The organism is Halomonas sp. (genome assembly GCF_029263665.1).
Classification (GTDB): domain Bacteria; phylum Pseudomonadota; class Gammaproteobacteria; order Pseudomonadales; family Halomonadaceae; genus Halomonas.
The window spans coordinates 164,910-180,030 of the sequence record NZ_JAJUFQ010000007.1; the positions used below are offsets into that span (position 1 = coordinate 164,910).

Below are 15,121 nucleotides of genomic sequence, written 5' to 3' on the forward strand. Positions count from 1 at the left end.
TTCATGGCCACCGGGTGACGCGCAACAAGGCGCCTCTACATCACCACCAGCGCGATACCGAGGAAACCGATCATGTCTGAACAGTTCGCTACCTGGAACAAGCCCGACGACCAATCTTTCGAGGATTGGATCGAGTCACGCATCGCCCGCTTCAAGGGCCGCAAGTATGACTGGAATGCCCTGAAGTTCCAGGCCGACTTCGATCCCAAGTACCGCCGAGCCCAGATGCGTTACATCGGCACCGGGGCCACTGGCGTTGCCAACGACACCAATACCATTCCGGCTGAGCACTTCACCTTCTCGACCATGGTGCTGCCTTCCAAGTGTGAAGGGCCACTGCATGTGCATGACGATGTCGAAGAAGTCTTCTTCGTGCTCAAGGGCAGCATCCGCCTGTTCATCAAGGACGGTGACAACTACACCGAGACCGTGCTGGAAGAGCGCGACGTGATCTCGGTACCGCCGGGCATCTATCGCGGCCTGCTCAACGAGAGTGAAGAAGAAGCGCTGATGTGCGTGATGCTGGGCACACCCAAGCCGCAGATCCCGACCTACCCGGACGATCACCCGCTGGCCAAGGTCAAGCGTAACGGATGAGCGATTCGGCCATGACTCCCCTGACCATGACATCTCAGTACGCAACGCCCAGGAACCTGGCACTCGCTGAAGGCCGCCAGTCCTATCGGGAAGGTGGCGAGGGCCCGGCCATCGTGCTGCTGCATGGCATCAGCTCCGGTGCAGCCTCCTGGGCACCTCTGACAGAGCACCTTGAAGGCTACCGCCTGCTGGCCTGGGATGCTCCCGGCTACGCCGACAGCCAGGCGCTCAGCGGCCCTCATCCGACAGCGGAAGACTATGCCGCACGTCTTGATGCCTGGCTCGAAGCGCTCGGCATCGAGCGTTGTGTACTGGTCGGCCACTCGCTGGGTGCCATGATGGCCTGCGCCTATGCAGCGCTCAGGCCCGAGAGGCTGGCAGGGGTGGTTCTGGCCGATCCCGCTTTGGGGTATCGCGATGCCGATGCCGACAAGCGTGATGAGGTCTATCGCAGTCGTTGGACCATGCTCGCCGAGCAGGGCCACGAAGCCTATGCAGCGGCCCGCGCCCCACGCTTGTTGCGTGAGGACGCCAGCCCGGACGACATCGCCCGGGTTCGCGAAGGCATGCAGCGCTTGCATGTCGAGGGCTTTGCCCAGGCCAGCTGGATGCTGGCCAACGATTCCCTGGAAGGCTATCTGAACCGCTCGACCTTGAATGTCCCGGCCATCGTGCTGTGTGGCGCTGAAGATCGCATCACCACACCGCAGGCTTCGCGTGCCTTGGCAGGACTACTCGATCTGCCCTATCACGCCATTGCTCACGCCGGTCATGCCAGCTACATCGATGCACCGCAGGCCTTTGCCGCCGTCGTCGACACCTTCTCTCGCCCACTGCTCAAGACCCAATGAGGACCCAGCCATGAGTTTCATGATCGAACAGCGGGTAGCCGTCGTCACCGGCGGCTCCTCCGGCATCGGGCTGGAAACGGTACGCCTGTTGCTGGCCCATGGGGCCAAGGTAGCCATGTGCGGCCGCAGCCGCGAGCGCCTCGACGCCGCCCAGGCCGAATTGACCCGGGAATTTCCCCAGGCTCAGCTACTGGCCGAGCGCTGCGATGTGCTCGATGCCGACTCCTGCGAGGCGTTCGCCGCTACAGTGGTCGAGCGCTTCGGCGCTGCCGACATGCTGATCGCCAATGCCGGCCAGGGTTATGTGGCCCATCTCGATGACACTCCCAAGGAAGCCTGGCTGTCCGAGACCAACCTCAAGCTATTCGGTGTGCTCAACCCATTGGGCGCCTTCCGCCGTCAGCTTGCCGCCTCCGACATCGGCTCGCTGACCTGCGTCAACTCACTGCTGGCGTTGCAGCCCGAGCCCCACATGATTGCCACCTCGGCGGCTCGTGCCGCCCTGCTCAACATGACGCATTCGCTGTCTCACGAGTTGATCAAGGAAGGCATTCGCGTCAATTCCATCCTGCTGGGCATGGTCGAGTCCGGCCAATGGCGGCGCCGCTTCGAGCAACGTGATGACCCGTCACAGAGCTGGGAAGAATGGATCGGCGCCATCGCCACCAAGCGTGGCATCCCCATGGGGCGCCTGGGACATCCGCAGGAGCCGGCGCGCGCGCTGGTGTTCCTTGCGTCTCCCATGGCCTCTTTCACCACCGGTGCCGCCCTGGATGTCTCCGGTGGCTTCAACCGCCACCTATAACGCCTGGAGCTCATCTCAATGACAAAACGACTCCTGATGATCGGCTATGGCGCCATGGGCGCTGAAGTGCACCGTTTACTTCCCGAAGGCATGGCACTGGCCTGGGTGGTGGTACCGGAAGCTTTTGCCGCCCAGGTTCGCGACCGCCTGGCGGGCAAGGTCGCTGTGCTGAGCAGTATCAACCAGTGCAACGAGACCCCGGACCTGGTGGTGGAATGCGCCGGTCAGCCTGGCCTGGCCGAGCATGGCGAAGCCGTGCTGCGCCGTGGCCTGACCATGGCCGTCGTGGCCACCGGCGCGTTGGCCGATGAAGCCCTCTATCAGCGTCTGGCCCAAGCAGCCTGCGAGGGTGGTGGCCGCATGCAGCTGTTGTCCGGTGCCGTGGCCGGCATGGATGGCCTGGCCGCCGCTCGCGAAGGCGGTCTGGAAGACGTCACCTACGAAGCCTGCAAGGCACCACGCAGTTGGCGCGGCAGCCATGCCGAGCAGTTGATCGATCTGGATGCCGTCAGTGAACGCACCGTGTTCTTCGAAGGCAATGCCGGGGAAGCCGCACGCCTGTTTCCGGCCAACTCCAACGTCGCCGCCACCATTGCCTTGGCCGGACTCGGCATGCGCGACACCAAGGTGCAGCTTGCCGTCGATCCGGCAACCACCCGCAACACCCACTGCATTCACGCCAGAGGGCGCTTCGGCGAGTTCAGCATCGAGCTCAATGGCCATCCTCTGGAAAGCAATCCCAAGACCTCGACCCTGGCCGCCCTGTCGGTGGTTCGCGCCTGCCGCCAGGCGCTTGAGCCGGTCTCGTTCTAAGCGGAGATTCTGACATGACCCACAAGATTTTCGTCGCTGGCGAATGGCGTGAAGGCCGAGGCGACCCCATGATGTCGCGCTTCCCCGCCGATGGTTCGATCAATGCCGAGCTCAACGCAGCGGGCCTTGAGGATGTCGAGGAAGCCGTGGCCGCCGCGGATGCCGCCTGGCGTGCGCCTTCCTGGCGTAATCGTCAGCCCCATGAGCGGGCCGAAGTGCTGTACCGCGTGAGCGAGCTGATCAAGTCGCGCAACGAGGAACTGGCGGCACTGCAGACCCGCGACAATGGCAAGCCCTTGGCCGAAACACGCGGTCTGGTGGCCAGCGCGGCTGCCACAGCCCGCTACTTCGCCGCAGCCTGCGAAACCCTGGAAGGCGAGCTGCCGACCCAGCGCAACAGCGACTTCATGACCCTGAGCCAGTACGAACCGCTCGGCGTCATTGCCGCCATCACCCCGTGGAATTCTCCCATTGCCAGCGAGATGCAAAAGCTTGCCCCCGCCCTGGCCGGTGGCAACGCCGTGGTGCTCAAGCCTGCCGAAGCGACTCCTCTGCTCGCGCTCAAGCTGGCCGAGCTGTTCGAGGAAGCGGGCCTGCCCAAGGGGCTGATCAGCGTGCTGCCCGGGCGCGGCAGCGTGATTGGTGAAGCCATTGTGCGTCACCCCAAAGTACGCAAGATCTCTTTCACTGGCGGCACCAATACCGGCCGCCACCTGGCCCATATTGCCGCCGACAAGCTGATCGGCACCTCACTGGAACTGGGCGGCAAGTCGCCGACCATCATCTGCGAGGATGCGGACCTGGAACAGGCCGTCAAAGGCGTGGCTTATGGCATTTTCAGTTCCGCAGGTCAGGCCTGCATTGCCGGCTCGCGGCTGTTCATTCAGCGGCGTCTCTACGACGAGGCCATGCAGCGCCTGGAAAGCATTACCCGCCACCTGCGTGTCGGTCATCCTGAAGCCCCCGGCATTCATCTCGGCCCGCTGATCAGCGAAAGTCATCGCGACAGTGTCGCCGCCTATGTCGAACGAGCCCGTCAGGAAGGCGGCCATATCCGCGTGGGTGGTGGGATTCCGGACTCTCCTGAGCTGGCCAACGGCAGCTTCTACCTGCCCACCCTGATCGAAGGCCTGCCCAATGACAGCACCGTATGCCAAGAGGAGATCTTTGGTCCGGTACTGGTAGCCCTGCCCTACGACGACGAAGACGAACTGATCGGTCTGGCCAATGACAATGCCTATGGCCTGGCCGCCGGTATCTGGAGCCGCGACTACCAGCGCGCCCTGCGCCTGGCCAGCAAGCTCGAGGCCGGCACCGTGTGGATCAACACCTACAAGAAATTCTCCATCTCGACCCCTTTCGGCGGCTACAAGGACAGCGGCCTTGGACGCGAGAAAGGACGCCAGGGCATCCATGCCTACATGCAGCAGAAGAGCCTGTACCTGGGGCTCGACAGCACGCCCATGAACTGGTGCGACTGAGTGCCCACGGAATACAGAGGAATCACCATGACAACGATCACCGTAGGCGAAGCCGTCGCCCGTACCCTGGAAGCCTATTCGGTCTCGGCCGTTTATGGCGTCATCTCCATTCATAACCTGCCGATTGCCGATGCTATCGGCCAGCGCCAGCGCGTGCGCTTCGTACCCTCTCGCGGTGAGGCCGGCGCCGTGACCATGGCCGACGGCCATACGCGCATGGGCGGGCTCGGCGTCGCCCTGACCAGCACTGGCGCCGGTGCCGGCAATGCCGTCGGCGCCATGCTCGAAGCCCTGAATGCTGGAACCCCATTGCTGCATATCACCGGCCAGGTCGAGAAAGCCTATCTGGACCGGGATGCCGGTTTCATTCACGAAACCCGCGACCAGATGGGCTTTCTCCAGGCCTGTTCCAAACGCGCCTATCGTGCCTGTACTCCCGAACAGGTGGTGCCCCTGCTGCATCGCGCCATTCAGGAAGCCATGACCCTGCCGCGCGGCCCGGTCAGCATCGAAATCCCCATCGATATCCAGGCCAGTGAAGTGGAATGGATAGAACCGACTCCAGTGCAAGCCGCAGCCCCGGCACGCATTGCCGATAGCGAAATCGACCGCTTGGCTGAGCAGGTGCTGGCCGCCAAGCGCCCCATGCTGTGGATGGGTGGCGGTTGCCTCGAAGCAGGCGATGCGGTGCGCCGCCTGGCCGATATCGGCCTGCCGGTAGTATCCAGTACCCATGCACGAGGCGTGCTGCCCGACAGCCATCCACGCAGCCTGCGCGCCTTCCACAGCGCCCCGGCCGTGGAGGAGCTGTATGCCCAGAGCGACCTGATGCTGGTGGCGGGTTCGCGCCTGCGCAGCAACGAGACCCGCACCTATTCGGTAGAACTGCCTCGCCCGCTGGTGCAGATCGATATCGACCCTGCTGCAGCACAGCGCAACTACGCCACGGATACTTTCCTGTGCGGCGAATGCGGTGATGTGCTCTCGCGCCTGGCCGAGCGCCTCGAAGGCAGGTTCTCTCCTGACGCCAAGTTCGATGCCGACATCGCCTTGGCCGTGCAGGATGCTGAAAAGGCCCTGCGCAAGCAGGTCGGTGAATACGCCAAGCTGAGCGATGCCATTCGCGATGCCCTGCCCGATGACGGTGTTTTCGTGCGCGATATCACGGTTTCCGGCAGCACCTGGGGCAGCCGCCTACTGCCTATCGAGCGTCCGCTGACCAATATTCATTCACTGGCCGGCGCGATCGGCCAGGGACTGGCCACTGGCATTGGCTGTGCCGTGGCCGCGGAAGGCAGAAAAGTCGTGACAGTGGTTGGTGACGGCGGCCTGATGCTGATGGTCGGTGAGCTGGCCACCCTGGCACAGGAAGCACCCGACATGACCCTGATAGTGATGAATGACAGTGGCTACGGCGTGATGCGCGGCATCCAGGACAAGTACTTCGACGGCCGCCAGTACTACAACGACCTGCATACCCCCGACTTCCAGGCCATGGCCGCATCACTCGGCCTGCCGCACTGGAACGTCAGCCATGGCGACGAGTTCCAGGCAGTGATCGCCGAGGCCGTGGGCCATGCCGGACCAGCGCTTGTCGAGGTCGACATGCACAGCGTCGGCCCGCTCAAGTTCGCCGGCCCCCCGCAGAAGACGCTCTATTAAATAGAAACCCTATTAAGCAGAAACCTATTGGGCAGAACGCTTGCTGGCAAGAAGCGCTACTGATCTGCGGTTTCTGACATAGCGCTTTCCCCTCCCGAGCAGAGGCTCCCCACTGCAGGCCAGCCAGGTGCTGAACGAAAAGTCCCTTGGCCTGCAGTTTCCACCGTGCGTGCCGATACATAAGCAATCACTAAAAAACCGGCTCCACATCTCTTTCACAAGGATAACCACAATGAAAATCACGCCCTCCCGACTTGCCGCGATCAGCGGCCTTGCTCTGGCCTGCACATCCTCCGTTCAAGCAGCCACCTGGAGCGATACTTTCATCGGCTATCGCTACGGCACACAGTTCAGCGAGCCTGAAAACCCGGAAGACGTCACCAAGAACATTCTTCAGATTTCCCACGCCAGTGGTTATGCCTATGGCCAGAACTATTTCAACCTGGACATCCTGCAATCCGGCGATGAAGACCCTGCCGAAAATAGTGACAGCGGCGCTACCGAGGCCTATCTGGCCTATCGTCATCAGTTGCATTACGGCAAGGTATTCGGCGAGCCATTGGCTTTCGGACCGATAAAGGACGTGGCGCTGACCGCCGGTTTCGACCTCAACACCAAGAACAGCGCCTTCGCACCACGTAAACGCTTTGTTGCCGTAGGCCCGACCCTCAAGTTCGACCTGCCGGCCGGCTTCCTCGATGTCAGCCTGTTCTACGCGCGTGAATGGAATCATTGCGGACTCGAAGCCTGTGGTTTTCCAGGTAACGACCATGATGTCTCGTTCGACCCTTATTACCAGTTCAATGTCGCCTGGGGTGTACCCTTCGATGCTGGTCCCATGCCAATGAAGTTCCAGGGATTCTTCAACTACAACGGCCCGAAGGGAGAGGACTACTTCGGTACGGAAACCAAGCCCGAACGCCTGATCCGTTCATCATTGATGCTGGATGTCGGCAAACTGGCCTGGGGCGAGAGCAACCAGCTATGGGTAGGCGCCGGCTATGAATTCTGGCGCAACAAGTACGGTAATCATGGCAAGCCAGGCGTCGATACCGATGCTCTGACTTTCAACCTGGAATGGCATCTGTAGAAAGTTACAGACTGTCCAGGAGCAGGGATAAGCCCGACATGAAGCCAGTTCGCGTCAGTCGGCCGATCCCTGCTCCTGCACAGCAAAGGCCTCTTCGAAGAGGAAGGGATCGTCGAAGTGGCGCCGGCCCACGAATACCGTGGCATGATTGCCCCACTGGCGCATGGCGCCCGGGCTGCGGATACCCGATGGCCACAGGATGAAGCGTTCGAGACGTTCGGTCGTCTCCACCAGTCCCTGACTGTTGAACAGGCTGCGGCGGCCACCATCGGGCAAGGCCAATGAGCGTCGTCCGTAATCTGGCGCTTCATTCACCAGACGCAGGGTGTAGGGAGTGGCCCCACGAGGAACACCTTCACTCACCGCCAGTCCCACCAGAAAATGACTGGTCGGCGCCAGCTGCAGCCCCAGGCGCTGCCTATCTTCCAGTTGCGGTGCTGAAACGGGGGTCAACGGTGCTTCGCGGGGATCATTGTCCGCCGCCACTTCGACTCGCTGCAATGGCGGCACGGGGAAGAACAGGTGATAACAACCACAGGGATGCATGCTGTCATAGATCAATGGCCTGCCATCCGTCCCCAGCGTCACTCGCCAGACCAGACCATCCAGGCGCCCGCCAAGGATATCCATGGCGCCGCTGCGGGTACGCGCCGGAAACCACACGGTATACACCAGCTGCGGCAGTACCTGTCCCTGATAACGGGTATGGGCCAGGCGCACATCAGCTACCGGGTGGTTACTGTCCACCGCTGGCAACGGGCCTTCGGGCCCTCGCCGCCAATAGGGTGCGCCAAGGGCGTCATCATGGTTGCGCGGGGCAATGACGAACAACGGCGCGTAATGGGCTGCCAGGCGCAGCAAGGCTTGATCATCGATATCCAGCAAGCCCAGAGGACTGCGTGGTGCACTGCGCAGCCACTCAGCGGCCACGGCCAGAGAGCTGCCCTCGACGACAGGGGCATAATAGGTCATGGCGTCAGATGATATCGCTGCGGATGACAGCGTCTGGACATCCTGACGGAAGGCATCGAGATAGCCACGCTTCCAGCCTTCATACCCCGAGGCAATTCCCAGACTGGTCAGCGGATAGAGCCCCATCACCCGCCATGCAGTGAGATAGCTGTCCGGTACCTCGACAGCATCCTGCAGTGCCGACCTGGCCGCATGGTCTTCTGGCCCCAGCAATTCCTCCGCCAGCAACATATCCGCACAGGCATTGGCGGTGGACACAGGATCTCGGGTAGATAGTTCCTGTCCCAGCCGTTGACGTTGCGCAGGTGGAAGGTTGGCTGCCTCGATGCGCCGTGCTTCGGCATCCAGGGTGCGCATACGGGTCAGCCAGTCGCTATAACGGGGATCTGACGGATCATCATGCAGTTGGTGGTTGAAGCTCGCCAACAAACGATCACTGCGTAGATAGGGAAAACCGGGAATACGCGCATACCCGGCATCCGCGACATCGGCTGCCGCCACGGTTTCATCGAAGACGGCAAGCGTGTTCAGGCAGCGCTTGTCCGTGGTACTCGGCCGACTCATGTCCGCTGCGCTCGGCATTGGACGCCAATCGGCGACACTCGCACAACCATTCAGCAGCAGGATCGGCAGCAAGGCTGCACTAGCACCACGCCTCCATGCGCCGGGGGCGAATCGGAACATCCTGCGGATGGCCCGCAGGGTAGCCGCCATGGACGGCGGATATCGCCCGGTGATCGAGCCGTGCAGGCGTTTATGCTGTGCTTCTTCAGAACCCGCTTTCACGAATCGCAATGGCTGCCACCCAGTTGACGAATTGCATGACGAGGCTCTCACGCTCTGCATCGATGTGCAGACGGCCTCGCGCTTCACGCGTCTCTGGCCAGGGGGCATCAAGGCGCGCTCTTACCATGAACAATGGACGCTCAAGGTGCAGACGGCCAGCATCACGATCAGCGCCTTCCTGTATGGTCAGAGAACCGCCATGCCGCTCAGCCAGAACAGGATATTCAAGATACTGGGTACGCGTCGGGGCTATATCGACCAGTTCTCCCTCAAGTGGTGCCATGCGTCCCTCGATAAAGAACGATACACGGCTGCCTCGCGTCAGGCGGTGCACTTCGTCCTGATTGACGTAGGCATCCACCATCCAGTGCTCAGGGTCGATCAACACTCCTAGTGGATCACGTGGACTGACCCACTGCCCCGCTTCAAGTTCTGGGTTCACTTGCTGCCAGCGCCCGGTAAAGGGGGAGTTGAGCGACATCCGGGTGATTTCTCTCTGGGTCGCCTCGATGTTGCTCAGATTGAGAAGCCGCTGAGCCCGAGCGGCACTGTCCTGCTTCAGCCCCTGGGGGTTGGCAAGCAATCCCGCCAGCACGGCGTCGATATTGGCCAGTTGCGCCTGCTGAGCCTGCAGGTCGAGACCGACATCAGGGTTGGAAAGCGTGACCACGGTACTGCCGGCATCCACGTCACCATCGGCACGGCGCGCTTCCAGAAGTGCCGGAAAAGGCGCGTAGACAGTGATCGCATGCTGCGAGCGCAATACCCCAGGTCCGCTGACACTGGTCTGCCACGGAATGCTCAGCACTCCGACAAGAATGAGCAACATCACCCACCAGACCCGGCGATGACGACGGGGCACTTCGCTGCGATGGGACCACCAATGGGAAAGCTCACGAGCAATGGGCATGACGATGAACCAGGCGATTTCGACAATGAACAGCACGATCCCCAACACCTTGAAGAACAAGGCATACACCACCAGGGCAATCCCCAGGAACAGCACCAGTCGATACAACCAGGTGGCAAAGGCAAAGCCCACCAGGGCAAGGCGCTGGCGCGGCGGAAACGGTTCCGGCCACGGCTGATCGAGCCCCAGCAATCGACGGCGCAACCATGTTCTGGCCTGGGCCCCCGCTCGCTCGTGCAGGTTGGGGAAATCGAGCAGATCGGTCAGGATGAAGTAACCATCAAAACGCATGAAAGGGCTGGCGTTCAGCGCCAATGACAGCATCCAACTGGTCGTCGCCAGATACAACAGGCCGCTGTTGAGCGCTCCCGGCTCGGTCAGGACCCAACCCAGAGTGGCCAGGCCAGCAATGGCCAGCTCCGTCAAGATACCGGCAGAGGATATCGCCAGGCGCTGGCGCGCACCTTTCAACTTCCAGCTCTCCCCGGTATCGGTATATAGCATCGGCCACAGGACGATGAAGGCTACTCCCATATGGGCCACCCGAACCCCCTGTCGTGTGGCCACCAGGGCATGGCCCAGCTCATGCAGTGACTTGGCGATCACCAGCGCGCAGGCAAAACTGACCAACCCGGAGAACGAGAACAGCTCCACCACCGAATGCGTAAACAGATCCCAACGCTGCAGGACCAGCAGGACACCACACAGGCTCAGCAGCAGGACCACCAACACGCAACCGCGCGTAAACAACCAAGGGATGGCGCCAGCCAGTCTTTGCAGTGCATGTTGCGGGCGAAGCAGTGGTATACGAAAGAACAGATAGTGATGCAGCCACCACCAGACATTCAGCCAGGGGGTGGTCTTGGCCGCTTCTGCGGCATATTGGCCGATACGTTCGCGGTCCGGTCGCAGCAGTTGATGACGATCGAGAAACTCGACCAGTTCCAGCACCTGCTCCACATCAGGTTCAAGAGCGGTCTGAGCGGCCACCTGGGTACAGATGCGTTGTGGGGTCTGCCCCCAGCGCAGCAGACATTCGAATTCAAGCCAACCGATGCGGTAGAAGCGGTTGGTCACAGGATCCTCGATCGACCAGGCAGGCTCACCACTGCGTTCGCGTTCCACTTCGACCAGGTGAAGATCATCACGCAGCGGGGCTACCGGAGACAGGGCTCGTGGGTCCCCCCCGGAGTCCCCCAGCGTGACTTGCGGCGCCGTGCTTGCATCACTCATGCGTGGATCACCAGCCTGTCCAGGCGCGCAATGCCGAAATCGGGCGGCGCATCAGGTAATAGCCGAGACTGACCTCTTCACCATATACCTTGGCGGTACCATGCAATCCCAGGCGAGCATGTTCTGCCTGGTCTTCGATACTCGCCTCCAGGCGATAGGCTGCAATGCCATTATCGTCAGGCTGGGCCTGGTAGCTGGTATCTTCAATGCGGCCATGGATCGGGGTCAGTGGATAGGCGGTGAGAAACAGGGTCACTTCGCCGCCTGGTTCCAGAGAAATGGCATCCGCCACGGCAAGCTGGATTTCCATCTTCGGCTGTTCGGGATCGGCCAGTTGCAGGATCCGCTCCCCCGTCGTCACAGGACGTCCCTGCCAATCGTCTTCGTCTCGATAGACGGCAACCCCGGCACTGGGCGCAAGGACCAGGGCCCTCTCCAGCTCAGTTTCCACTCCTTTCAGTTCCGCACGACGCTGATCTCGCTGGCCCCGCAGTCGAGTGATTTCGGCCAGGCTGGCAGGGTCGTCGAAGGCCAGGCTGCCTGCGGCATCCAGTTCCGCTTCCGCGACCGCCAGTTGCTGACGCAGCACCTCCGCGCGGCTTTCCAGACTGGTCGTATCAAGCCGGAACAGGGGCGTGTCCGCGGCAACAGTCTGGTTGGGCCGTACCAGCATTTCTGCCACGACGCCATCCAATGGACTGGTGACGGCCATCGACTCACGAGAGATGATCTGGGCCGGAGCCAGGGCCGATTGGCGTACGGGAATGAACATGGCCGCCGCGATGGCAATGATCACCAGCCATGCCAGGCGTCCAGCGGGCATGCGCCAAGCTGTCCTGCGCTTCGGCGTCATGGCCTGCCAGCAATAGGCCCAGGTGCTGGCAAGGCCGAGCATCTGCTCTCTCACCGCCTTGGGCGGCGGCTGATCGAGCAGGAACACCACGATCGCCAAGCGCTCACCATCCCTGCTGTGCAACGGCACGCACCACAGCACAGCGGGCCACCACTGTGCCCAGCCCTCGGCAATCTCGGGGGGCGGATCGACACTTTCGCGCAGCACGATACGCGGCGCAGGGCCCTCCAGCGTGGTATCCAGCCAGCGTGTGGCACGCTTGAGCCAGCCAAGATAGGGGGTCTGCTCCTTGGGAGTGGCCAGCCCTGACACACAGGGCACTTCGGCACTTCCTGGCTTGGGCACCAACACCACAGCCTGACGGAAACGCAGTAGCGGGTAGGGGTCGTTGGCGATGGAGAACATCAGTGCCGCCAGGTTCTCCGCCGCCATGGCACGATCACGCAACGCCAGCGCCAGCGCCGAGAGAGACGCAGGCACCGGCTGTTCCTGGGCACTCATGGCGTCACTCTTTTGTCGGTTCGGCGGGAGTCTGCGCCGCTGTCTCGAAACGCACCTGAGCGCTGCCCGTCATGCCCGGCCGCAGCTCCTCGTGCGAGGCATCAAGGGTCGCTTCCAGTGCCACGGTCTGCGCCACCGCATCAATGCGCGCGCTGATGGCGCTCAGTGTCGCGCCATAGTGCTGCTCGGTTTCATTGACCACGATGTCCAGTGGCTGACCAACCTGCAACCTGGGCAACAGTACCGACGGAGCGTTGAGCCTGACCTTGAGCGCGCCATCCCCCACCAGATCGACAATCGGAGTACCTGACCCCATGGTCTGATACGACTTGACGTGGACCTTGGCGATACGCCCCGAGAAGGGAGCTTTCAGGGTGCATTGGTCACGTTCGACAGCGGCCAGGTTGAGCGCACTCTGGGCCTTTTCCACCTCTGCCTGAGCCAAGGCAACCTCATGATCCCCCACCGCATCCAGGCGGCGCAGGCTGCGCTTGGCATCATAGTTCAAACGTGCCACCGAAATTTCCGTATTGGCCGCATTGACCCTGGCCTGCTGAACCCGGCAATCGAAGCGTGCCAGCACATCACCTTCAGCAACGCTATCACCAAGTTCAACCGGTAGTTCTTCCAGCGTGCCTTCCATGCGGCTGGACAGCGTCGCCTCCTGTTGCGGCGCCAGAAGCATTCGCATGCGCAGCGCCTCAGGATTCTCCCGCACCTGCTCCATGCGCCGCTCCATCTCAGGTGTCGGCTCTGGTACTTCGGCTTCCGCCTGTCCTGCCGTCTCGGTCTGAATCTGCATCCCTGCTGGTGCCTCGCCCAGTCTCTCCTGTGCCTGTACCGACAGTGATGCAGGCACCACCAGCAGCGCCAGCATGATCATGGCAGGAACCCTAAGCAACGATCGCTCAGATAACATGGCTTCCCCCATGCGCATCCTCTCCTTCACCCTCTCCTGCATTCTGTCGTGGTAGTGGCGCGGCGGACGCTTGAGTGTTGCCCGTTGCCGGTTCGGAAGGTACGGGGGAAGAAACCGGTTGCAAGGCAGGAGGCGGCCCGGCAATGATGCCGTTCCTTTCATGGGCGCTCATCATGCGCTCAAGCTCACTGGCCAGGGTCTGGATGCTGTCATCGGCAATGCTATCCGGCAGCACATCCAGGCCCACTGAATTGAACAACCGGCCCCAGGCCTCCTGGGCCCGTGAATAAGCTGCCTCACGCTGGTATTGCGAGAGCAGATAGCGACTCTGGGCGCGGATCACTTCCAGCTCGGAGCCGATCGACGTCGAGGCTGCAGCCTTGGCATAATCGAGCAGTTCCTCGTCGACCTGCAGGCTCTCGTCCGCGTAATCGAGTTCTTCCCTGGCCAGGTGATAGCGCAGTGCACCGACACGTACCTGAGTCAGCACAGCCATCGATAGCGCCGTACGGCGCAGGTCGTCCACATCACCCTGGGTTTCCTGGGCGTTGTTGAGATCCGGGTACTGCAACAACCGCAGCAGATTCAGCGACACATTGACCCCTGTCTGGGACCAGTCGTTGTTGTACAGGTAATCGTTGGAGTCATAGTAGAAGCCTGCGTTGACCGAAACATTGGGCCACAGGCGCAACTTGGCCGCTTCCAGGTCGTTCTGGTTGACCCGCTTGCGGTACCACTCTTCCATGATTTCAGGACGGTTCTCCAATGCCAGCTGTTCGAGCTGTTCGATGTTGGCCGGCTCCGGTGGCAATGTCGGTTCCGGTTCGTCGGCCAGCTCCAACCGGGTTCCCGGTGGTAGGGCCATCAACGCTGCCAACTCGGTCTTGGCCAGTTCGAGATCCTGACGACGCGCCGTCAGCAAAGTGGTCGAATCCAGCAAGGCGCGCTGATAGGACAAGATCTCCTGACGCGGCAGCAGCCCTTGCTGCTGGGCCTGGCGCGCCGCATCCAGCGCCACTTCCGTACGCGCCAGCAGGATATCCAGCTGTGGAATCAGGCGCTGGGCGGCCAGCGCTCGCCAATAGGCATTGCGCACATCTCGCAGCACATTCTGCGCCACCCGGCGACGGCGTTCCTCAGCCATCAGGATCTGGTCAGCCTTCTGCTGGTTTTCATAATAGGCAAGCCCGAAATCCAGCAGACTCCAGCTCAAGCCCAGACCGGCAGTGGTCTTGTAACGCTCTTCGGAGGTTGAAGGACGCAGACTTTCTTCACCATCCTCGATACCGATCGAGGTGCCGCCGGAGTCATTGCTGCGGTCGCTGTAACCCGCCTCGGCAATCAACTGCGGCAACAGTTCATGACGCGACACATCCCTCAAGTTCGCTGCCAGAGCGCTTTCCATCAGCTTCAGGCGATAGTCGAGATTGTATTTCAGTGCCCGCGCCGCGGCCTCATAGAACGTCACCGGTTGATTCAGCGGTTCCTGTTCCTGGTACATATGGGCCTGGTCGCTGATCGCCCGTTGTCGGACTTCCGATTGGCTGTACGGGTTCAGCTCAAGGCTGGAGCAGGCACTGAGTGTCATTGAGGCGACGACTGCCGCGCTGATCGTTGTCAGAGGAAAGCGAGCCATACGATATCCTTG

12 protein-coding genes are annotated in these 15,121 nt (G+C 61.7%); 7 read left to right on the plus strand and 5 right to left on the minus strand.

Annotated features, from left to right (window positions below; genetic code table 11):
• Nucleotides 1-72: 72 nt before the first annotated feature.
• The 7 genes from Q1K07_RS09895 to Q1K07_RS09925 all read left to right on the plus strand — a co-directional run bounded on the left by Q1K07_RS09895 (nucleotide 73) and on the right by Q1K07_RS09925 (nucleotide 7,299).
• Entirely contained in the window at nucleotides 73-597 is a 525-nt protein-coding gene (locus tag Q1K07_RS09895; protein ID WP_300310285.1) for a cupin domain-containing protein, read from the plus strand.
• Nucleotides 598-608: 11 nt separating this feature from the next.
• Entirely contained in the window at nucleotides 609-1,448 is an 840-nt protein-coding gene (locus Q1K07_RS09900) for an alpha/beta hydrolase (protein ID WP_300310287.1), read from the plus strand.
• A gap of 10 nt (nucleotides 1,449-1,458) precedes the next feature.
• Nucleotides 1,459-2,253, plus strand: a complete 795-nt coding sequence (locus Q1K07_RS09905; protein WP_300310289.1) for an SDR family oxidoreductase — start codon at nucleotides 1,459-1,461, stop codon at nucleotides 2,251-2,253.
• Between the two features lie 18 nt (nucleotides 2,254-2,271).
• Entirely contained in the window at nucleotides 2,272-3,066 is a 795-nt protein-coding gene (locus tag Q1K07_RS09910; protein WP_300310291.1) for an aspartate dehydrogenase, read from the plus strand.
• Nucleotides 3,067-3,080: 14 nt separating this feature from the next.
• Nucleotides 3,081-4,547, plus strand: coding sequence for an aldehyde dehydrogenase (locus tag Q1K07_RS09915; protein ID WP_300310293.1), 1,467 nt, complete (start codon nucleotides 3,081-3,083; stop codon nucleotides 4,545-4,547).
• 27 nt (nucleotides 4,548-4,574) lie between these two features.
• Complete coding sequence (locus Q1K07_RS09920; protein WP_300310295.1) at nucleotides 4,575-6,209, plus strand: thiamine pyrophosphate-binding protein; 1,635 nt, start codon at nucleotides 4,575-4,577, stop codon at nucleotides 6,207-6,209.
• A gap of 232 nt (nucleotides 6,210-6,441) precedes the next feature.
• The gene (locus tag Q1K07_RS09925; protein WP_300310297.1) at nucleotides 6,442-7,299 is read left to right on the plus strand and encodes a hypothetical protein; all 858 of its coding nucleotides are present in this window, start codon (nucleotides 6,442-6,444) and stop codon (nucleotides 7,297-7,299) included.
• A gap of 54 nt (nucleotides 7,300-7,353) precedes the next feature.
• On the opposite strand, the gene Q1K07_RS09930 is transcribed toward Q1K07_RS09925, so the two are convergent.
• The 5 genes from Q1K07_RS09930 to Q1K07_RS09950 are packed head-to-tail and all read right to left on the minus strand — an operon-like array spanning nucleotide 7,354 to nucleotide 15,109.
• Nucleotides 7,354-9,066 carry a hypothetical protein gene (locus tag Q1K07_RS09930; RefSeq protein ID WP_300310299.1) on the minus strand — a complete coding sequence of 571 codons (1,713 nt, stop codon included), beginning with the start codon at nucleotides 9,064-9,066 and terminating at the stop codon, nucleotides 7,354-7,356.
• Nucleotides 9,041-11,200, minus strand: a complete 2,160-nt coding sequence (locus tag Q1K07_RS09935) for an HlyD family efflux transporter periplasmic adaptor subunit (protein ID WP_300310301.1) — start codon at nucleotides 11,198-11,200, stop codon at nucleotides 9,041-9,043. The genes Q1K07_RS09930 and Q1K07_RS09935 overlap by 26 nt, the downstream gene beginning before the upstream one ends.
• A gap of 7 nt (nucleotides 11,201-11,207) precedes the next feature.
• Nucleotides 11,208-12,554 (minus strand): HlyD family efflux transporter periplasmic adaptor subunit, encoded by a 1,347-nt coding sequence (locus Q1K07_RS09940; RefSeq protein WP_300310303.1) that lies wholly within the window; start codon nucleotides 12,552-12,554, stop codon nucleotides 11,208-11,210.
• Nucleotides 12,555-12,558: 4 nt separating this feature from the next.
• On the minus strand, nucleotides 12,559-13,473 hold the full coding sequence (locus Q1K07_RS09945) for an efflux RND transporter periplasmic adaptor subunit (RefSeq protein ID WP_300310304.1): 915 nt from the start codon (nucleotides 13,471-13,473) through the stop codon (nucleotides 12,559-12,561).
• A complete protein-coding gene (locus tag Q1K07_RS09950; RefSeq protein WP_300310305.1) occupies nucleotides 13,463-15,109 on the minus strand; it encodes a TolC family protein in 1,647 nt (548 codons plus the stop codon). The genes Q1K07_RS09945 and Q1K07_RS09950 overlap by 11 nt, the downstream gene beginning before the upstream one ends.
• Between the last annotated feature and the right edge of the window lie 12 nt (nucleotides 15,110-15,121).

Excerpts from the sequence above, each read along its gene's own strand:
- Q1K07_RS09895 (WP_300310285.1), top strand. The coding sequence starts at position 73 with ATGTCTGAACAGTTCGCTACCTGGAACAAGCCCGACGACCAATCTTTC.
- Q1K07_RS09900 (WP_300310287.1), top strand. The coding sequence starts at position 609 with ATGACTCCCCTGACCATGACATCTCAGTACGCAACGCCCAGGAACCTG.
- Q1K07_RS09905 (WP_300310289.1), top strand. The coding sequence starts at position 1,459 with ATGAGTTTCATGATCGAACAGCGGGTAGCCGTCGTCACCGGCGGCTCC.
- Q1K07_RS09910 (WP_300310291.1), top strand. The coding sequence starts at position 2,272 with ATGACAAAACGACTCCTGATGATCGGCTATGGCGCCATGGGCGCTGAA.
- Q1K07_RS09915 (WP_300310293.1), top strand. The coding sequence starts at position 3,081 with ATGACCCACAAGATTTTCGTCGCTGGCGAATGGCGTGAAGGCCGAGGC.
- Q1K07_RS09920 (WP_300310295.1), top strand. The coding sequence starts at position 4,575 with ATGACAACGATCACCGTAGGCGAAGCCGTCGCCCGTACCCTGGAAGCC.
- Q1K07_RS09925 (WP_300310297.1), top strand. The coding sequence starts at position 6,442 with ATGAAAATCACGCCCTCCCGACTTGCCGCGATCAGCGGCCTTGCTCTG.
- Q1K07_RS09935 (WP_300310301.1), bottom strand. The coding sequence starts at position 11,200 with ATGAGTGATGCAAGCACGGCGCCGCAAGTCACGCTGGGGGACTCCGGG.
- Q1K07_RS09940 (WP_300310303.1), bottom strand. The coding sequence starts at position 12,554 with ATGAGTGCCCAGGAACAGCCGGTGCCTGCGTCTCTCTCGGCGCTGGCG.
- Q1K07_RS09945 (WP_300310304.1), bottom strand. The coding sequence starts at position 13,473 with ATGTTATCTGAGCGATCGTTGCTTAGGGTTCCTGCCATGATCATGCTG.
- Q1K07_RS09950 (WP_300310305.1), bottom strand. The coding sequence starts at position 15,109 with ATGGCTCGCTTTCCTCTGACAACGATCAGCGCGGCAGTCGTCGCCTCA.